Origin of the sequence: Citrobacter sp. RHB25-C09, from assembly GCF_013836145.1 — a bacterium.
Taxonomy (GTDB): Bacteria; Pseudomonadota; Gammaproteobacteria; order Enterobacterales; family Enterobacteriaceae; genus Citrobacter_A.
Genome location: NZ_CP057483.1, coordinates 351,711 through 369,916, shown reverse-complemented (window position 1 = coordinate 369,916; position 18,206 = coordinate 351,711). Strand labels below are relative to the sequence as shown.

At 53.7% G+C, this 18,206-nt stretch carries 18 protein-coding genes; 5 read left to right on the top strand and 13 right to left on the bottom strand.

Translation table 11 applies throughout. From position 1 onward, the window contains the following. Positions 1–64: 64 nt before the first annotated feature. The 12 genes from trpS to HVY19_RS01585 form a co-directional block, all read right to left on the bottom strand. On the bottom strand, positions 65–1,069 hold the full coding sequence (gene trpS, locus HVY19_RS01640) for a tryptophan--tRNA ligase (protein WP_181682705.1): 1,005 nt from the start codon (positions 1,067–1,069) through the stop codon (positions 65–67). Beyond that, positions 1,062–1,820, bottom strand: coding sequence for a phosphoglycolate phosphatase (gene gph, locus HVY19_RS01635; protein ID WP_181682704.1), 759 nt, complete (start codon positions 1,818–1,820; stop codon positions 1,062–1,064). The genes trpS and gph overlap by 8 nt, the downstream gene beginning before the upstream one ends. Further along, complete coding sequence (gene rpe, locus HVY19_RS01630; protein WP_181682703.1) at positions 1,813–2,490, bottom strand: ribulose-phosphate 3-epimerase; 678 nt, start codon at positions 2,488–2,490, stop codon at positions 1,813–1,815. Before rpe ends, gph begins: the two co-directional genes overlap by 8 nt. A gap of 39 nt (positions 2,491–2,529) precedes the next feature. Next, positions 2,530–3,342 carry an adenine-specific DNA-methyltransferase gene (gene dam, locus HVY19_RS01625; protein ID WP_181682702.1) on the bottom strand — a complete coding sequence of 271 codons (813 nt, stop codon included), beginning with the start codon at positions 3,340–3,342 and terminating at the stop codon, positions 2,530–2,532. A 65-nt stretch (positions 3,343–3,407) separates the two neighbouring features. Beyond that, positions 3,408–4,682 carry a cell division protein DamX gene (gene damX, locus HVY19_RS01620; protein ID WP_181682701.1) on the bottom strand — a complete coding sequence of 425 codons (1,275 nt, stop codon included), beginning with the start codon at positions 4,680–4,682 and terminating at the stop codon, positions 3,408–3,410. 97 nt (positions 4,683–4,779) lie between these two features. Further along, positions 4,780–5,868 carry a 3-dehydroquinate synthase gene (gene aroB / locus HVY19_RS01615; RefSeq protein ID WP_181682700.1) on the bottom strand — a complete coding sequence of 363 codons (1,089 nt, stop codon included), beginning with the start codon at positions 5,866–5,868 and terminating at the stop codon, positions 4,780–4,782. Between the two features lie 57 nt (positions 5,869–5,925). Continuing rightward, positions 5,926–6,447, bottom strand: a complete 522-nt coding sequence (aroK, locus tag HVY19_RS01610) for a shikimate kinase AroK (protein ID WP_042322869.1) — start codon at positions 6,445–6,447, stop codon at positions 5,926–5,928. 305 nt (positions 6,448–6,752) lie between these two features. Beyond that, on the bottom strand, positions 6,753–7,991 hold the full coding sequence (hofQ, locus tag HVY19_RS01605) for a DNA uptake porin HofQ (protein WP_181682699.1): 1,239 nt from the start codon (positions 7,989–7,991) through the stop codon (positions 6,753–6,755). Continuing rightward, entirely contained in the window at positions 7,903–8,307 is a 405-nt protein-coding gene (locus tag HVY19_RS01600; protein ID WP_181682698.1) for a HofP DNA utilization family protein, read from the bottom strand. Before HVY19_RS01600 ends, hofQ begins: the two co-directional genes overlap by 89 nt. Continuing rightward, positions 8,297–8,755, bottom strand: coding sequence for a hypothetical protein (locus tag HVY19_RS01595; protein ID WP_181682697.1), 459 nt, complete (start codon positions 8,753–8,755; stop codon positions 8,297–8,299). Before HVY19_RS01595 ends, HVY19_RS01600 begins: the two co-directional genes overlap by 11 nt. After that, on the bottom strand, positions 8,739–9,098 hold the full coding sequence (locus HVY19_RS01590) for a PilN domain-containing protein (RefSeq protein WP_249419097.1): 360 nt from the start codon (positions 9,096–9,098) through the stop codon (positions 8,739–8,741). Before HVY19_RS01590 ends, HVY19_RS01595 begins: the two co-directional genes overlap by 17 nt. Before the next feature lie 176 nt (positions 9,099–9,274). Beyond that, positions 9,275–10,057 (bottom strand): DNA utilization protein HofM, encoded by a 783-nt coding sequence (locus HVY19_RS01585; protein WP_181682695.1) that lies wholly within the window; start codon positions 10,055–10,057, stop codon positions 9,275–9,277. A gap of 120 nt (positions 10,058–10,177) precedes the next feature. Here HVY19_RS01585 and mrcA point away from each other — a divergent pair, with 120 nt between their 5' ends. Beyond that, positions 10,178–12,730 carry a peptidoglycan glycosyltransferase/peptidoglycan DD-transpeptidase MrcA gene (gene mrcA / locus HVY19_RS01580; protein WP_181682694.1) on the top strand — a complete coding sequence of 851 codons (2,553 nt, stop codon included), beginning with the start codon at positions 10,178–10,180 and terminating at the stop codon, positions 12,728–12,730. 103 nt (positions 12,731–12,833) lie between these two features. On the opposite strand, the gene nudE is transcribed toward mrcA, so the two are convergent. Further along, positions 12,834–13,394, bottom strand: coding sequence for an ADP compounds hydrolase NudE (gene nudE, locus HVY19_RS01575; RefSeq protein WP_181682693.1), 561 nt, complete (start codon positions 13,392–13,394; stop codon positions 12,834–12,836). Between the two features lie 322 nt (positions 13,395–13,716). Here nudE and igaA point away from each other — a divergent pair, with 322 nt between their 5' ends. The 4 genes from igaA (at position 13,717) to hslO (ending at position 17,898) form a co-directional block, all read left to right on the top strand. Next, positions 13,717–15,849: an intracellular growth attenuator protein IgaA gene (gene igaA, locus HVY19_RS01570; protein ID WP_181682692.1), complete on the top strand. Its 2,133-nt coding sequence runs from the start codon at positions 13,717–13,719 to the stop codon at positions 15,847–15,849. A gap of 65 nt (positions 15,850–15,914) precedes the next feature. After that, the gene (yrfG, locus tag HVY19_RS01565) at positions 15,915–16,583 is read left to right on the top strand and encodes a GMP/IMP nucleotidase (RefSeq protein ID WP_181682691.1); all 669 of its coding nucleotides are present in this window, start codon (positions 15,915–15,917) and stop codon (positions 16,581–16,583) included. 10 nt (positions 16,584–16,593) lie between these two features. Then, positions 16,594–16,995 (top strand): ribosome-associated heat shock protein Hsp15, encoded by a 402-nt coding sequence (gene hslR / locus HVY19_RS01560; protein WP_181682690.1) that lies wholly within the window; start codon positions 16,594–16,596, stop codon positions 16,993–16,995. Positions 16,996–17,019: 24 nt separating this feature from the next. Next, positions 17,020–17,898: an Hsp33 family molecular chaperone HslO gene (gene hslO, locus HVY19_RS01555; RefSeq protein ID WP_181682689.1), complete on the top strand. Its 879-nt coding sequence runs from the start codon at positions 17,020–17,022 to the stop codon at positions 17,896–17,898. The last annotated feature ends 308 nt before the right edge of the window (positions 17,899–18,206 follow it).

Below are 18,206 nucleotides of genomic sequence, written 5' to 3'. Positions count from 1 at the left end.
CTCTGATTATTGCGCAGATACAAAAAAACCGGGATTTTCCCGGTTTTTTCGCTTTTAGATCTGCTTACGGCTTCGCGACAAAGCCAATCGCCTCATACACTGCTTTCAGGGTTTCAGATGCGCGCGCACTGGCTTTCGCCGCACCGTCTTTCATCACCTGCTGCAGGAAGGCTTCGTCGTTGCGGAAACGATGATAACGTTCCTGCAATTCGGTCAACATGGCTGATACAGCGTCAGCTACTTCGCCTTTCAGATGACCATACATTTTGCCTTCAAAGTGCTGTTCAAGCTCAGGGATACTCTGGCCGGTAACGGCAGAGAGAATATCCAGCAGGTTAGAAACGCCCGCTTTGTTCTGCACATCGTAACGCACCACCGGCGGCTCGTCCGAGTCGGTCACCGCGCGCTTAAGTTTCTTCACCACCGATTTCGGGTCTTCCAGCAGGCCGATAACGTTATTACGGTTATCGTCTGACTTGGACATCTTCTTGGTCGGCTCCAGCAGCGACATCACGCGTGCGCCGGATTTCGGAATGAACGGTTCTGGCACTTTGAAAATGTCACCGTACAGCGCATTGAAACGCTGAGCGACATCGCGGCTCAGTTCCAGATGCTGTTTCTGGTCTTCGCCCACGGGTACCAGGTTAGTCTGATACAGCAGAATGTCCGCCGCCATCAGAACCGGGTAGTCAAAAAGACCCGCGTTAATGTTCTCAGCGTAGCGCGCAGATTTATCTTTGAACTGCGTCATTCGGCTCAGTTCGCCAAAATAGGTGTAGCAGTTCAGCGCCCAGCCCAACTGCGCGTGCTCCGGTACATGCGACTGTACAAAGATGGTGCTTTTTTCAGGATCGATACCGCAAGCCAGATACAGCGCGAGGGTATCCAGCGTCGCTTTACGCAACTGCTGGGCATCCTGGCGAACGGTGATGGCATGCTGATCAACGATGCAATAGATGCAATGGTAATCATCCTGCATGTTAACCCACTGACGCAGCGCACCCATATAGTTGCCAATGGTCAATTCACCTGACGGCTGTGCGCCACTAAAAACGATGGGTTTAGTCATTTTTCGATTCCTGATTTTCGCTATGCGGAAGCCCGAGTGCGGGCAGTAGTTCATTAATGCGGTCGTATATTACGTCTGGCTGGCTCAGAGTAATCGGCTCGCCATAGTTATAGCCATAGGTAAGACCAACGGACGGACAGCCAGCGGCTTTTGCCGCCTGGATATCATTACGCGAATCGCCGACAAAGAGCAATTGTTCGGGCGCAATGCCGAGCTTCGTTGCCACCAGCAGAAGCGGATCCGGGTGCGGCTTTTTATTTTTAACATCGTCACCGCCGATAACCACGCTGAAATATTTACTGATATCCAGCGCATCGAGCAGAGGTGCAACAAACGGCGTCGGTTTATTGGTTACCAGACCCAGCGGCAGCCCTTTTGCATGCAGTGCCCCCAGCGTATCGGCGACGTCAGGGAAGAGAAATGTTCCTTCCTCAGCCACTTCGCCATAATATCTGTCGAACAGCTTACGCAAAATACGCACCTGCTCTTCGGCAGGAATGTCATCGTCTACGGGCGGCTTGCCCATGGTTTTACGCAATGTCGCGCGCTCCTGGCGGGACCAGGCTAACGCTCGCTCCATTAACACATCCGCGCCATTACCAATCCAGGTAATCACGCGTTCTTCGCCGGCGGTTGGCAGCTCCAGCGCGTACAGCGCCATGTCCACCGCAGCGGCTAAACCCGGTGCGCTGTCGACCAGCGTACCGTCGAGGTCAAACGCGACTCCCCGAATATCCTGCAACTTATCCATGACTTACCTTTGCCAGTTCACTGCGCATTTCATCAATGACTTTTTTATAGTCTGGCTGGTCGAAAATCGCCGAGCCTGCGACAAACATGTCTGCGCCCGCAGCGGCGATTTCCCCAATATTATTCACTTTCACCCCGCCATCCACTTCCAGGCGAATGTCGTAACCAGACTCATCAATCCGACGGCGTACTTCACGCAGTTTATCCAGCGTTTGCGGAATGAAAGACTGACCGCCAAAACCTGGGTTTACGGACATCAGAAGGATCACATCCAGCTTGTCCATGACGTAATCCAGATAGCTCAGCGGCGTCGCCGGGTTAAACACCAGACCCGCTTTACAGCCGTGTTCTTTGATGAGTTGCAGCGTGCGGTCAACGTGTTCGGAGGCTTCAGGATGGAAGGTAATAATGCTGGCGCCTGCGGCAGCGAAATCCGGGATAATTCGGTCGACCGGTTTCACCATCAGATGCACGTCGATAGGCGCGGTAACACCATATTTGCGCAGAGACTTCAGCACCATCGGCCCAATGGTCAGGTTCGGTACATAGTGGTTGTCCATAACGTCGAAATGGACAACGTCAGCACCGGCAGCCAAAACCTTCGCGGTATCCTCACCCAGACGGGCAAAATCCGCTGACAGAATTGAAGGGGCAATCAAATAGGGTTTCATCCGCTTCTCCTTAAGATTTGCTTTCGCGGGCGAAACGGCTCACGGTTTGTACAGAGCGAGCAGTTCGTCCACCTTTTTACGCGTGCCGCCATTGCTGCTTATACTGCGCCGCACTTTGACCTGAAAATGTTTCGCCCCTTTATACCATTCACGGGTATCGGGCGTGTCATGGTTCGAAATTAATACCGGAATCTGTTTACTGACCAGTTTTTCTGCCATCGCTGCCAGATGTGCCTGCTCTCTCGGGCTAAAGCTATTAGTATGGTATGCGGTGAAATTCGCCGTCGCAGACAGTGGCGCATAAGGCGGGTCGCAATAAACCACAGAATTGCTATCCGCCCGTTCCATGCAGGCTTCATACGAGAGGCAGTGGAACTCCGCACTCTGTGCTTTTTCCGCAAAGTGATACAGCTCAGCTTCCGGGAAATAGGGCTTTTTATAACGGCCAAACGGAACGTTAAACTCACCGCGCAGGTTATACCGACACAGGCCATTGTAACCATAGCGGTTCAGATACAGGAAAAGCACCGCGCGGCGAAATGAGTCCCGACTCGCGTTGAATTCTTCCCGAAACTGGTAGTAGACCTCCGCCTGATTTGATTCCGGCGTGAACAGCTCGCGAGAAGCCTGCACGTACTCTTCAGTACGCGACTTCACGATATTGTAGAGACTGATTAGGTCGCTATTGATGTCGGCGAGAATATAACGAGAAAAGTCGGTGTTAAGAAACACCGACCCGGCCCCCACAAAGGGTTCAACCAGACATTCACCCTGCGGTAAATGCCGTTTAATATCGTCAAGCAGGGGATACTTCCCCCCTGCCCACTTTAGAAAAGCGCGATTTTTTTTCATGCTGACTAACTAATTACACCTTCTCCGGCTGTGGAGAAAGCTCCGACAGCATCCTGCGCTTAACATTACTTGAGGTCTGACTGAACCTGATGCAACGGTTTTGCCCACGGGTTCTTCGCCTGTACATCGGCTGGCAATGTAGATACCGCGCGTTTTGCATCTTCTTTTGAAGCATACACGCCTGATACAAGAACATACCACGGCTGACCGTTACGCGTCGTCTGATACACCACATAGTTTTTCAGGTTCTCTTTCTTCGCCCAACCGTTCAGGTTGTCGTAGTTAGAAGAACTGCTGAGCTGCAAAGTGTAATGACTGGACGGCGCTGATTTCAGTGACCCCACGTTACCTGCGGTTTTTGAGCCTGTAGCGCTATTTGCCGTTGCCGCTGGAGCAGTTTGGGCAGGTGCTGGCGCATTGCTGGCCGTCGCTTTCGGGGCGGTAGTCGCAGCAGGTGCTGTCGCTTTCGGCGCTGCGGCAGTTTCTGTGCGTTTCGGCGTTGTAGCTGGCTTCGGTTCCGCTGGCGTCACTTTTGTGGTGGCCTGAGGTTTCTTCGGCTCGATAGTCACCTGCTTACGTTCCGGACGGCTTGTAACCGGACGTTCGCTGACCGGTGCGGTTGCCGTCTGACCAGACGCGGCGCCATTACGCACCGGCGCCACGGTAGCAGGTTCGGTTGGCAACGTGGAATTCACCACGACGTTATTAACCTGATCCTGATTCTGCGGCTGCGACAACGCATTGTTCAGATCGCCCGGGACCTCAACACGCTGCTGACCTTCGGCCGTCGCTGGCGCCTGTCCTTCAGTTGGGGTCGAGGAAATCGGCGGCAGAGAAACATCCTGCGGCGTATTTCCGGCAGTCTGCTGCGCAGGGGTGGTTCCAGCCGGCGGTTGGGCACCATTTGCCTGGTCGGCCGCATTACCAGAAAGATCGATGCTCTTTTCGCCGGATGCCACTTGTTCATTTGAAGCTGGGGTGGAAGGCGCTTTTAACGCAGAACCAATACCGATGATGAGCAGCAACAGAACCAGGATACCCACACCCATCATCATGTACTGGCGGGAAGCAGGTTTACCGGCGGCTTTTTTACGCTGACGCGGACGACGCTCTACGCGCTCTTCATCCACGTACTCCTCATCGGAATCGTAATCTTCTTCTGATTCTGGCTCATCGGCACGCTCTTTGCGACCGCGCGATGGGCGACGATCGTCCGCATCCAGATCAAGATCATCAAAGTTGATCTGCGGTTCGCCGCGTTCGGAAGATTGACGAGAACGACCAGTACGACGATCGCTGGGATCGGGTTTCAGCTCGTCTTCTGGTTTGAATTCATCCATTTAACACCCCACTCAAAGGTTAATGCTTACCACGTTGTCACTAACCTGAATTTAATGGGCCGATACGTGCTCCGTACCAGTCCGACCTTTCTTGTTGTTACGCCTGCTGACAATCAGCGATAGCGCTAAGAACTACCTCATGCGACACTCCGCCGCGTACTTCACTTTTCCCTATCGCCAACGGAAGCACCAGGCGCATCTCTCCCGCCAGCACTTTTTTATCACGGAGCATGTGCGGAAGGTAAGCCTGTGCGGACATCTCACGAGGTCCGTTGACCGGCAACCCAGCACGCTTCAGCAGCGTGATAATGCGCTGTGTCTCTTCTGGCGTAAACTGCCCCAACCGTTCTGAGGTTCGCGCCGCCATTACCATACCCGCAGCGACGGCTTCACCGTGTAACCAATTGCCATAACCCATTTCAGCTTCAATGGCATGGCCGTAGGTATGCCCAAGATTCAGTAAAGCACGTAAGCCCGTTTCGCGCTCGTCTGCTGCAACAACTTCGGCTTTCAGCTCACAACAACGACGAATACAGTACGCCATTGCCGGGCCATCCAGACGCAACAGCGCATCCAGATTCTCTTCAAGCCAGCTGAAGAAATTGCCATCAAGGATAATGCCGTACTTGATCACTTCCGCGAGACCAGAGGCCAGTTCACGCGCGGGGAGCGTTTTCAGGCAGTCGAGATCCACCACCACGGAAGCCGGTTGATAAAACGCACCGATCATGTTTTTTCCGAGGGGATGGTTTACAGCGGTTTTACCGCCAACAGAGGAGTCTACCTGCGACAGGAGCGTCGTCGGGACCTGGATGAAACGTACACCGCGCTGATAGCTGGCGGCAGCAAAACCGGTCAGGTCGCCAATAACGCCGCCGCCAAGGGCGACCAGCGTCGTATCACGACCATGCGGTTTTTGCAGTAAGGCGGTGAAAACCGTATCCAGCACCGTCAGGCTTTTATACTGCTCGCCGTCTGGCAGGATGACGCTATCAACGTTCACACCTGCGTGTTCAAGTACGCTGCGAATCTTATCAAGATAAAGGGGAGCCAGGGTTTCGTTGGTGACCAACATGACCTGATCGCCCGATTTCAGCGGTAAGAATGAAGCTGGTTCGTTGAACAAACCAGCCGCGATGGTGATAGGGTAACTACGTTCCCCGAGAGTGACGGTAATCCTCTCCATGACGCGACATCCACCTTAATGACTTGTACCCGCAGGCAAGTTTGTATTAAGCCAGAATCAGTTGCTTTCCAGCATATGGATAATCTGGTTTGCTACGACTTTGGCGCTTTGATCGTCGGTGCGAATGGTCACGTCAGCAATCTCTTCATACAGCGGATTGCGTTCGTCAGCCAACGCTTCCAGAACTTCACGAGGCGGCGCTTCTACCTGCAACAGCGGACGTTTTTTATCGCGCTGTGTACGCGCAAGTTGTTTTTCGATGGTCGTTTCAAGGTACACCACGACGCCACGCGCGGAGAGACGATTACGGGTTTCGCGTGACTTTACAGAGCCACCGCCGGTAGCCAGCACAATACCCTGTTTTTCCGTCAATTCGTTGATGACTTTCTCTTCACGATCGCGGAAGCCGTCTTCGCCTTCTACGTCGAAGACCCAGCCCACATCAGCTCCGGTTCGTTTCTCAATCTCTTGATCAGAATCGTAAAATTCCATATTGAGTTGTTGAGCTAACTGCCGCCCAATAGTGCTTTTTCCGGCACCCATAGGCCCAACCAGAAAGATATTGCGTTTCTCTGCCATTTTTTCGGTACTACTAAGACTATTCGTTAATGATAAACCCGCTTCGCACAGACTGGGCGCCGCAGGACATGAACTGAAACCTCATAAGATATTGCGAGAGTCAGACTGAAAATTATCTCAATACTCAAGCGGGTTTGGCAACTGAATAAATCATCAAACCAGAATGTTGGCAACCCGAGTCAGCATTGCCGGGTGGCGATGAGAGTACCAACTCTTAAATCGGTACTCCTTGTATGCTAAATACCATCGCACGTCAAATCCCTGAAACGAGTTAAGTGCAAAAACAAGGGCATTTCATGCATAAATTATTCTGTCGAGACTAATCTGGGGGTAATAAAGACCACCAACTCCCGCCGCTCATCTTCTTTGCCATCATGGCGAAAGAGCTGCCCGAGCCAGGGAATATCCCCTAACAGCGGTACGCTATCTCTGCCGGATTTGTTTTTTCGCGAAAATATTCCCCCCAGTGCCAGCGTTTCTCCGCTTTTCACCTCGACCTGGGTTTCAATTTCTTGTTTATCGATAGCCAGCACCTCGCCATCGGCCTGTTGCAACACCTGTCCCGGCATATTCTGACTGATATGCAGCTTGAGACGAATTCGCCCCTTCTGTAACACGGTAGGCGTCACCTCCATGCCCAGCACGGCCTCTTTAAATTCTACCGAGGTCGCGCCGCTCTCGCCGCTGGAAACCTGGTACGGAATTTCACTCCCCTGCTTAATGCTGGCGGGCTGAAGATGTGATGCCAGCAGCCGAGGACTGGCGATAATATCGAGCTGTTGTTTTTGCTCCAGCGCGGAAAGCTCCAGATCCAGCAGACGGCCATTGATACGCCCGATGTTAAAACCAACGCGCGTTGTCGCCGTGGCGACAGAAAGATCGCTGGCCAGTGCGGTGACTTGCCCCACCGTTCCCGCCTGCGACGCTTCCGCCAGCGTCCACTTCACGCCAAGCTCACGCAGGCTTTTCTCGTTAATGGTGACGATATGCGCCGCCAGTTCCACTTGTTCTACCGGAAGATCCATCTGCATTGCCCATTGCTCCAGGACCTCCAACGCGGCCCGGTTATCACGCAGTAACAGTCGGTTCGTCCGTTTATCCACCGTAAGGCTGCCTCTGGCGCTGAGCAGTTTCCCGCCCGCTTTGGCGAGCTCCACGGCATCTGCGTATTGCAGGGTGAGCTGACGATTCTCCAGCGGCAGACTGGCCTGGCGTCGGAGACTCTCCGCCTCCTGCCGCGCGGTTTCCTCGCTTTGCCAACGCCCGGAGTGAACATGAAGAATAGTGCCTTCCTGACGTGATGCCAGTCCGGCGCTTCTTAAAACCGTCTGAAATGCTTGTTTCCAGGGAACGTCAGTCAGATGCAGCGACACTACCCCGCTGACATCCGGCGAAATAATCAGGTTCTTCTGTTCCTGTTGGGCAAGTGCCTGTAGCACCTGCACAACGGGCACATCATCCAGCATTAGCGACACGTTCTGCGCTTTTCCGGCCTGTGCCGGGTGCAACATCACCAACAGCACCGCCACTATCCATTGTTTCATTAGCCTTTCCTTGTCTTTGCCACTGCCATTGCGCCGGTTCGCACGCTGCGCCTGTATTGACGACGATCGTCTGCGCATTTAGTTGCGCGATGCGCCAACCGTTATCCAGGATCTGATTCTGTTCCACGCGCCGCCATCGTTGCTGTCCATCCTGTAAAAGCCCGATATTGCGCCCCCCTTTCCCGACCATCCCCTGGTAGCGCCATTGCGCCAGCTCTCCCGTATGGCAATGGTCCTTCGGCTGCTGGAACGGATCGCGCATCCCCGTCAGCATCAGCAGAGAAAAGGTAGCCAGAAGGACATGTTTACCTTTCATGCAAAGGCTCCAACGCCAGCGTTAATATCCGCGTATGGTTTTCTGCTTTTAGCGAAAAGGCCCGTACTGCCATTCCTCGTTCCGCCAGATAAGCAAATAGTGATGGAATCGCCTCCCAGGGCGCCGTTATTGCCAGTTCGCCCCCTGACGTTGACGGCTGCCAGTGCAGCAGCTTCACATTTGGCACCTGAAACGATAACGGCGAAAAAGGAGACATCGGCAATACCGAAACAACAGGCTGTGCATTCATCGATCTGACGATCTGATAGAGGTTGAGCCAACGCTCACCGTTCGCCGCCCGAACGGCGTTAAGCGCTGCGTCCTCTGCACCACGGGTGGAAAACAGAAGTAGCGCCGCCGATATGTTCAGGGCGAGCGTCCAGAGTAGCCAGCAGACAACGCGAAGGCGTGGCGAAACCGCGCACCAACCATCAAAGAGAACGGTCATGGGCTTCGCTCCGTATCAGGGAGTAGTGAAACTGCCAGTATCCCTGCGCATCTTGTTGGGTCGCACCGGTACGGCTTATCTGAAAGGCTGGCATCTTGCGCAGTGAGGCTTCAAAAGCGGCCAGGGCGCTAAGGGTGAGCGCTTTCCCGGCAAGTTCCAGCGTATCGCGCTGAAAATCCAGCGCTGTAAACCAGACCTGCACGGGTACGCTCAGGGCAAGATTTTCCAGCTCAGGCTGCCAGCGGCGAGTCTGTTCGCGCAGGATATTTTGCGCGAAGAGCTGTTGCTGCTTCTCCTGACGCTGCTGAAAGCGAGGCTTAGCGGCGACAAGTGCCGTCGTCATCTGGTTTTCCGCGTCCCCTAATACAGCATTCACTTGTACGTTAGTGCGATCAGCAATGTACCCACTGAGCACGGATGCAAAAGCAAGCAGTGAGGACGCTACGAACATCACGCCCCAAAAACGTAAACAGGCGTTTCGCCGCCGTTGCCGCCAGGGCAGGAAATTAATGGGCTGATTCACGGACGTATCTCCCCCAGCGCCAGCCCAAGCGCAATAGCGAAAGCATGTCCTTCCGCCGGAACTGGAGGCTGCCGAACCAGAACTGAGCACCAGGGATCAAACCCGTCTTGAGCACAGAGGGCTACCGAATCCGGCGCCAGGGAGAGCGTCGCCGCCAGCTCATGGGTATCGGCAATCTCCGTGGTTGCCTTTCGTCCCCAGGCATAGCGCGTTGCCCAAAGCCACTGGGTGCTATCACGCCAGACCAGGCACTGCTGCGGCGTCGGTAAAAAAGGCAAAAGGCGCTGCAGGGCACAGGCATCCGGCGTGATGGCTGTCACCTTCATATTGAGCGATTGTGCTAACGTTAAAAGCGTGGAAATTTCTTTTTCCTGTGCGGCAGCAACCGTAAACGCCGGCATCAGGGCGTCCTCTCGGTAATCAAAACGTAGCGCGTCCAGTTCCATATCGAGTTCTCGCGCCATCGCTCCTGTCAGCCAGGCCGTTTGCTCACGCTCGCGCAGTGACATCTCTGGACGAGGAAACGCCTTTTGCCGCGTCCGACTAGAAGGGAAAGAGAGGTGAATATGGTGGCGGAACGGTAATTCACGACTCCACGGACGCAGTACGCTGGCAAGCAGCCTGGGATCGTGAATATGCCCGTCTTTAATCGTCTGTTGCGCCAGCGGCATTCGCCACCAACGCTGTAAATACCAGCCTGAAGCGCCGCGCACCACTGCAACCGCTAAAGCCTCATCTTGTTGAATATGAAGGCCTATTTGCCAGAATCTGAAAGCCATGATTGATGATCTCCTTATCACCCGTTGCGCTAACGGGTATATCAATGCGTCTGGCTTGCCTTTATACTACCGCGCGGTTGTTTATAAACTGCCCAGTTGAAACTAAATGGGAATTCTCCAGTGAAGTTCGTAAAGTATTTATTGATCCTTGCAGTATGTTGCATCCTGCTGGGAGCAGGCTCGATTTATGGCCTCTATCGTTATATCGAGCCACAGTTACCTGACGTCGCGACGCTGAAAGATGTGCGTTTGCAGATCCCGATGCTGGTCTATAGCGCTGACGGCGAGCTGATCGCGCAATATGGTGAGAAGCGTCGTATTCCGGTTACGCTGGATCAGATGCCGCCGGAAATGGTCAAAGCGTTTATCGCGACAGAAGACAGCCGCTTTTATGATCACCACGGGGTTGACCCGGTGGGGATTTTCCGTGCGGCCAGCGTTGCGTTATTCTCCGGTCACGCCTCTCAGGGGGCGAGCACGATTACTCAACAACTCGCGAGAAACTTCTTCCTCAGCCCTGAACGCACGCTGATGCGTAAAATTAAGGAAGTATTCCTCGCCATCCGTATTGAGCAGATGCTGAGTAAAGATGAGATCCTTGAACTCTATCTTAATAAAATTTATTTGGGCTACCGCGCCTATGGCGTTGGCGCAGCGGCGCAGGTCTATTTCGGTAAAACGGTTGAGCAGTTAAACCTGAGTGAAATGGCGGTCATTGCCGGCCTGCCGAAAGCCCCCTCGACGTTTAACCCACTCTATTCTATGGATCGTGCAACAGCGCGTCGCAACGTTGTGCTTTCACGTATGTTGAGCGAAGGGTACATCACTCAGGCCCAGTACGATGAGGCGCGTAATGTCCCTATTGATGCCAGTTACCATACGCCGGAAATCGCCTTCTCTTCCCCGTATCTGACAGAAATGGTTCGCCAGGAGATGTATAGCCGCTACGGCGAAAGCGCGTATGAAGACGGCTATCGCATCTACACCACCATCACCCGTAAAGTACAGCAGGCCGCGCAACAGGCGGTGCGCAATAATGTACTGGACTATGACATGCGCCATGGCTATCGCGGCCCGGCCAACGTTCTGTGGAAAGTAGGGGAAACGGCGTGGGACAACAAAAAAATCACTGATACGCTGAAAGCGCTGCCGACCTATGGGCCGCTGTTGCCCGCCGTAGTGACTAACGCGAACCCGCAGGAAGCAACCGCCATGCTGGCGGATGGCACCTCCGTTTCTCTGCGTATGGCCGGAGTACGCTGGGCGCGTCCGTACCGTTCAGATACGCAGCAAGGCCCAACGCCACGTAAAGTCACGGATGCTGTACAAACCGGTCAGCAAATCTGGGTCCGTCAGGTGGACGACACCTGGCTGCTGGCTCAGGTGCCGGAAGTCAACTCCGCTCTGGTTTCTATCAATCCGAAAGATGGCGCGGTATTAGCACTGGTGGGTGGCTTTGACTTCAACCAGAGCAAGTTTAACCGTGCGACGCAGGCATTGCGCCAGGTCGGTTCCAACATCAAACCATTCCTGTATACCGCCGCGATGGATAAAGGTCTGACGCTGGCGAGCATGCTCAATGACGTGCCGATCTCGCGCTGGGATGCGGGTGCCGGTTCTGACTGGCGTCCGAAAAACTCACCGCCAGAATATGCCGGTCCGATTCGCTTACGTCAGGGGCTGGGTCAGTCGAAGAACGTGGTGATGGTCCGCGCAATGCGAGCCATGGGTGTGGATTACGCCGCAGAATATCTGCAACGTTTCGGCTTCCCAGCGCAAAACATTGTCCACACCGAATCGTTAGCGCTCGGCTCTGCATCCTTCACGCCTTTACAGGTCGCGCGTGGCTATGCGGTGATGGCGAACGGCGGCTTCCTGGTCGATCCGTACTTCATTAGTAAAATTGAAACCGACCAGAATGGGGTAATCTTCGAAGCGAAACCGAAGATTGCCTGTCCGGAGTGTGACATTCCGGTAATATACGGCGACACGCAAAAATCAAACGTTCTGGAAAACAGCAACGTTGAAGACGTAGCTATCTCCGGCGAGCAGCAAAATGCCGCCGTGCCTATGCCTCAACTGGAACAAGCCAACCAGGCGTTAGTGGCGCAAAGCGGAGCGCAAGAATACGCCCCGCACGTCATTAACACCCCGCTGGCGTTCCTGATTAAAAGCGCATTGAACACGAATATCTTCGGTGAACCGGGTTGGATGGGTACTGGCTGGCGCGCTGGTCGTGACCTGAAACGTCATGATATTGGCGGCAAAACCGGTACCACCAACAGTTCAAAAGATGCCTGGTTCTCCGGCTATGGCCCTGGCGTGGTGACATCCGTGTGGATCGGTTTTGACGACCATCGTCGCGATCTGGGACGGACTTCCGCTTCAGGCGCTATCAAAGATCAGATCTCCGGCTACGAAGGCGGCGCGAAAAGCGCGCAACCCGCATGGGATGCCTACATGAAGGCCGTGCTGGAAGGCGTACCGGAAGAGCCGTTAACACCTCCGCCGGGTATCGTCACGATTAATATCGATCGAAGCACCGGACAGTTGGCGAATGGCGGTAACAGCCGGGCCGAGTATTTCATTGAAGGTACTCAGCCGACGCATCAGGTAGTGCAGGAAGTGGGGACAACCATTATCGATAATGGCGAGACGCACGAACTGTTCTAATCATCATGCCGGATTGCGGTGCCGTCCGGCCAAAAAACCGATACCACTCCGCAGGCCCGGTAAGCGACAGCGCCGCCGGGCAGTTTAGCGGTTCAACGCGAACTTATAATCTACCCTGCCCCTTCAACCACTCGCGTACTAAAAACAAGGCGCTGACGTTGCGTGCTTCGGTAAAATCAGGATCTTCAAGCAAGACCATCAAATGCGCCAGCGGCCAGCGCACCTGCGGTAGCGGTTCCGGCTCGTCACCTTCCAGGGATTCAGGGTAGAGATCTTCCGCAACCACGATATTCATCTTGCTGGAGAAATAGGATGGAGCCATGCTCAGCTTCTTCAAAAACGTCAGATCGTTGGCTCCGAATCCGACTTCTTCTTTCAGTTCACGATTCGCGGCTTCAAACACGCTTTCACCCGGATCAATAAGCCCTTTCGAAAAGCCAAGCTCATAAGATTCTGTTCCAACTGCATATTCACGAATCAGGATCAGATGATCGTCAACAATGGGTACAATCATTACCGCTTCGCGATTAGAAGGACGCATTCGCTCATAGACGCGACGCACGCCGTTGCTGAATTCGAGATCCACACTTTCGACGCTAAACAAACGCGACTGAGCAACGGTTTCAACATGCAGAATGGTGGGTTTTTGTAATGATTTACTCATTGTGAGAATCTTTGCCGTGGTATCTGGTGTCATTGTGCGATATACAACACGGTTTCGGCAATGTGAATTGCTGTTTATTTACATTTATGTAACCTAATAAAAATATAATTCCTATTTCAAATTAAAAGTCAATAGGTTGAAATACTCCCAGGAATTTGCTGATATTCCGCTTTTGCTGGTTTTGCTATCATCAGCATTCACATGGATGCGCTGAAATAAGCTCAGATTCAACTCCATGCTTGCCGAATGATAACCACAAATCACATTTATAGTGACAGGGTGCTTCTGGCCACACCTGACAGAGACGAGATATGGGGAAAGCATGAGCACCATTCTGTTTATTTTCGCGGCGCTGTTGGCCTGCTCATTGTTGTTCTGGTGGCGACATAAAGTTCGTGCCAGGCGGCGTAAGATGCCATGGACCAATGCTTTCTCAGACGCAGCCACGCGTAAACTCACCCCTGAAGAACGTAGCGCCGTCGAAAACTATCTGGAGAGTCTTAGCCAAATCCAGCGGGTTCCCGGTCCGACGGGAGCCAGCGCCGCGCCGGTTTCCCTGACGCTCAATAGCGAAAGCAACAGCGTCATGATCTTAACGCATTCGATCACCCGCTACGGCATTACGACTGACGATCCTAACAAGTGGCGCTATTACCTCGACTCCGTTGAAGTTCATCTGCCCCCTTTCTGGGAACAGTATATTAACGATGAAAATAGCGTTGAGTTGATCCATACCGACACGATGCCGTTGGTGATCTCACTTAACGGTCACACCTTGCAGGAGTATATGCAGGAGGCTCGTGGCTATGTGCTGCAATCAGCAACCTCAACGCAAGCGTCGATTCGTGGCGAAGAGAGCGAGCAGATCGAGCTACTCAATATTCGTCAGGAAACGCATGAAGAGTACGCACTCAGTCGCCCGGCGGGCTTCCGTGAAGCCCTGCTGATCGTCGCCTCCTTCCTGCTGTTCTTCTTTTGCCTGATTACGCCTGACGTTTTTGTGCCGTGGCTGGCTGGGGGGGCGATCCTGCTTCTGGCTGCAGGGATGTGGGGCCTGTTTGCGCCACCGTCGAAAACCGCGCTGCGGGAAATACATTGCCTGCGTGGAACGCCGCGTCGCTGGGGCTTGTTCGGAGAGAATAACCAGGAGCAGATCAACAATATTTCCTTGGGAATTATCGATCTGGTTTATCCTCCACACTGGCAACCGTGGATCGCGCAAGATCTCGGCCAGCAAACGGATATCGATATTTATCTCGACCGTCACGTTGTGCGTCAGGGACGCTTTTTATCCCTCCATGACGAGGTTAAAAATTTCCCGCTTCAGCATTGGGTTCGCAGTACCGTGATCGCAGGCGGTTCGCTGCTGGTGCTGTTTATGCTGCTGTTCTGGATCCCGCTGGATATGCCGATTAAGTTCACCCTATCGTGGATGAAAGGGGCGCAGACCATTGAGGCGACCAGCGTGAAACAACTGCAGGGATCCGGCATGCGCGTTGGCGACACGCTGAATCTTCGCGGGACGGGAATGTGTAATATTCATGCGCCTGGCAACTGGAATGCCCAGCCCAATCCACCGTTTATGCCATTTGATTGCTCGCAAATCATCTGGAATGACGCCCCGTCGCTTCCGTTACCGGAATCTGAACTGGTGAATAAAGCCACTGCGCTCTCGCAAGCCGTGAATCGCCAACTGCACCCGAAACCGGAAGATGATTCCCGCGTCAGCGCGGCGCTACGCTCTGCGATTCAGAAATCAGGCATGGTGTTGTTAGATGATTTTGGCGATATCGTTTTAAAGACCGCGGATCTGTGCGCAGCCGAAGATGAATGTGTACGCCTGAAAAATGCACTGGTTAACCTGGGAAACAGTAAAGACTGGAGCGCACTGGTTAAGCGCGCCAGCGCAGGTAAACTGGATGGGGTAAACGTACTTCTGCGCCCGGTCAGCGCCGAATCCCTTGATAACCTGGTCGCAACCTCAACCGCGCCTTTTATTACGCGAGAAACCGCCCGCGCCGCTCAGTCACTGAACAGTCCGGCGCCCGGCGGCTTCCTGATCGTGAGCGATGAAGGTAGCGATCTGGTCAATCAGCCCTGGCCTGCCGTTTCACTGTATGATTACCCGGCTCAGGAACAGTGGAATGCCTTCCAGCGCCTGGCGCAAACGTTGATGAACACGCCGTTTAGTGCGGAAGGGATTGTCACTAATCTCTACACTGATGCTAATGGCACCCAGCACATCAGCCTGCACCGCATTCCCGATCGTTCAGGGCTGTGGCGTTATCTCGGTACAACCCTGCTGATCCTGACCATGCTGGCCAGTACCCTCTACAATGGCATACAGGCCTTCCGCCGTTATCAGCGCCATCGTACCCGCATGATGGAAATTCAGCAGTACTATGAAAACTGCCTGAATCCGAAGCTCATTGCCTCTCCGGAAAGCCTCATCTGATAACATGTCTGCGCGACAGGGTGTGCTACCCTGTCGCGCAACGCGTTCTACTCTGGAGAGTTCCCATGCACATTGACGTTAACTGGCAGGAAGTGGATACCGTCCTGCTGGACATGGACGGCACCCTGCTCGATCTGGCATTTGATACCTACTTCTGGCAAAAACTGGTGCCTGAAACCTACAGCGCTCAGCGGGGGATCTCGCCACAGGAAGCCCAGCAGCACATCCGCCAGGAGTATCATGCCGTGCAGCATACGCTAAACTGGTACTGTCTTGATTACTGGAGCGAACGCCTGGGCCTGGATATCTGCGCGATGACGACGGCAATGGGGCCACGCGCTGTCCTGCGGGAGGATACCGTCCCTTTTTTAGAGGCGTTAAAGGCCTGCGGCAAACGTCGCATTTTGCTGACCAATGCCCATCCGCATAATCTGGCGGTGAAGCTGGAGCACACCGGTCTGGCCTCGCACCTTGATTTATTACTTTCCACCCACACATTTGGTTATCCCAAAGAGGATCAGCGGTTATGGCGCGCCGTGGCTGAAGAAACGGGAATGAGTGCAGAGAAAACGCTGTTTATTGATGATAGCGAACCGATTCTCGACGCAGCGGCAAATTTTGGTATTCGATATTGCCTTGGCGTGACCAACCCCGACTCTGGCGTTGCGGAAAAGCAGTATGAACGCCATCCGTCATTGAATGACTACCGCCGACTGATCCCCTCACTGATGTGAAGGAGACGCCATGAAAGAGAAGCCCTCGCTTGAGGTCAGACTGGATAAATGGCTATGGGCCGCGCGGTTTTATAAAACACGCGCACTGGCTCGCGAAATGATTGAAGGCGGTAAGGTTCACTACAACGGGCAGCGCAGTAAGCCGAGTAAGATCGTCGAGCTCAACGCCACCCTGACGCTGCGTCAGGGCAATGACGAACGCACGGTGGTGATCAAAGCGATCGTCGAACAACGCCGACCGGCCAATGAAGCCGTTAATCTGTATGAAGAGACGGCGGAAAGTATCGCTAAACGCGAGAAAATGGCGCTGGCGCGGAAGCTGAACGCGTTGACCATGCCGCACCCGGACAGGCGACCGGATAAGAAAGAACGCCGCGACCTGTTACGATTTAAACACGGCGACAGTGAATAACTGTCACCCGCAAGAGAGATGATTATGCCGCAACATGACCAATTACACCGTTATCTGTTTGAAAACTTTGCCGTCCGCGGCGAACTGGTAACCGTATCGGAAACCCTGCAACAGATCCTCGAAAATCACACCTATCCGCAGCCGGTGAAAACGGTGCTGTCAGAACTGCTGGTCGCCACCAGCCTGCTGACCGCAACGCTAAAATTTGCCGGTGATATTACCGTTCAGTTGCAGGGCGACGGCCCGTTAAGCCTGGCCGTCATCAACGGTAATAATAACCAGCAGATGCGCGGCGTGGCGCGCGTACAGGGCGATGTTCCGGAAAATGCGGATCTGAAAACCCTGGTCGGCAACGGCTATCTGGTCATTACCATTACGCCGGAAGAAGGTGAACGCTATCAGGGCGTGGTTGGGCTGGAAGGCGATACCCTGGCGGCCTGCCTGGAAGATTACTTCCTGCGCTCCGAGCAGTTGCCAACCCGCCTGTATATTCGTACCGGCGACGTTGACGGAAAAGCCGCTGCGGGCGGTATGCTGTTGCAGGTGATGCCTGCGCAGAATGCACAGGCGGATGATTTTGACCATCTTGCCGCGCTGACTGAAACCATCAAAGCTGAAGAGTTACTGACTCTGCCCGCGAACGAAGTGCTGTGGCGTCTGTACCACGAAGAAGAGGTCACACTTTACGATCCGCAGGACGTAGAGTTCAAATGCACCTGTTCGCGTGAACGTTGCGCGGGCGCGCTGAAAACCCTGCCGGATGAAGAAGTGGACAGCATTCTGGCAGAAGAAGGCGAAATCGATATGCACTGCGACTACTGCGGTAGCCACTATCTGTTTAATGCGATGGATATTGCCGAAATCCGTAATAACGCCAATCCTGCCGACCCACAGGTACATTGATCTACATCACCAATGAGCCGGATGTCGCCCTCCGTCATCCGGCTCCAATGTCAAAATACTCCGCAAAACATCGAAAATTGTTTTTCCTGGTGAATCGATATTTGATATGCAATCGCAAAAATCATTCTTCGCATAAATGTGATTTCGCTCGCATTCTGCTAGTTAAAAACTCTCGCTTTTAACGTTTTAAGAACATTATCCACAACAAAAAAGTCATTCCTGCCATAATAACTGCCGCTTCGTGACAGGAGTCACAGCGTATTCAGTCGATCGTGATTTTGTCCAGATAATAAATCTATGAGCCTTGT

Bases quoted from the DNA above. Each gene is read 5' to 3' on its own strand.
- damX (WP_181682701.1), bottom strand. From the start codon at position 4,682: ATGGATGAATTCAAACCAGAAGACGAGCTGAAACCCGATCCCAGCGAT.
- dam (WP_181682702.1), bottom strand. From the start codon at position 3,342: ATGAAAAAAAATCGCGCTTTTCTAAAGTGGGCAGGGGGGAAGTATCCC.
- HVY19_RS01600 (WP_181682698.1), bottom strand. From the start codon at position 8,307: ATGAAAGGTAAACATGTCCTTCTGGCTACCTTTTCTCTGCTGATGCTG.
- hslR (WP_181682690.1), top strand. From the start codon at position 16,594: ATGAAAGAGAAGCCCTCGCTTGAGGTCAGACTGGATAAATGGCTATGG.
- aroB (WP_181682700.1), bottom strand. From the start codon at position 5,868: ATGGAGAGGATTACCGTCACTCTCGGGGAACGTAGTTACCCTATCACC.
- rpe (WP_181682703.1), bottom strand. From the start codon at position 2,490: ATGAAACCCTATTTGATTGCCCCTTCAATTCTGTCAGCGGATTTTGCC.
- nudE (WP_181682693.1), bottom strand. From the start codon at position 13,394: ATGAGTAAATCATTACAAAAACCCACCATTCTGCATGTTGAAACCGTT.
- igaA (WP_181682692.1), top strand. From the start codon at position 13,717: ATGAGCACCATTCTGTTTATTTTCGCGGCGCTGTTGGCCTGCTCATTG.
- hofQ (WP_181682699.1), bottom strand. From the start codon at position 7,991: ATGAAACAATGGATAGTGGCGGTGCTGTTGGTGATGTTGCACCCGGCA.
- hslO (WP_181682689.1), top strand. From the start codon at position 17,020: ATGCCGCAACATGACCAATTACACCGTTATCTGTTTGAAAACTTTGCC.
- aroK (WP_042322869.1), bottom strand. From the start codon at position 6,447: ATGGCAGAGAAACGCAATATCTTTCTGGTTGGGCCTATGGGTGCCGGA.
- gph (WP_181682704.1), bottom strand. From the start codon at position 1,820: ATGGATAAGTTGCAGGATATTCGGGGAGTCGCGTTTGACCTCGACGGT.
- HVY19_RS01595 (WP_181682697.1), bottom strand. From the start codon at position 8,755: ATGACCGTTCTCTTTGATGGTTGGTGCGCGGTTTCGCCACGCCTTCGC.
- HVY19_RS01590 (WP_249419097.1), bottom strand. From the start codon at position 9,098: ATGACGACGGCACTTGTCGCCGCTAAGCCTCGCTTTCAGCAGCGTCAG.
- HVY19_RS01585 (WP_181682695.1), bottom strand. From the start codon at position 10,057: ATGGCTTTCAGATTCTGGCAAATAGGCCTTCATATTCAACAAGATGAG.
- trpS (WP_181682705.1), bottom strand. From the start codon at position 1,069: ATGACTAAACCCATCGTTTTTAGTGGCGCACAGCCGTCAGGTGAATTG.
- yrfG (WP_181682691.1), top strand. From the start codon at position 15,915: ATGCACATTGACGTTAACTGGCAGGAAGTGGATACCGTCCTGCTGGAC.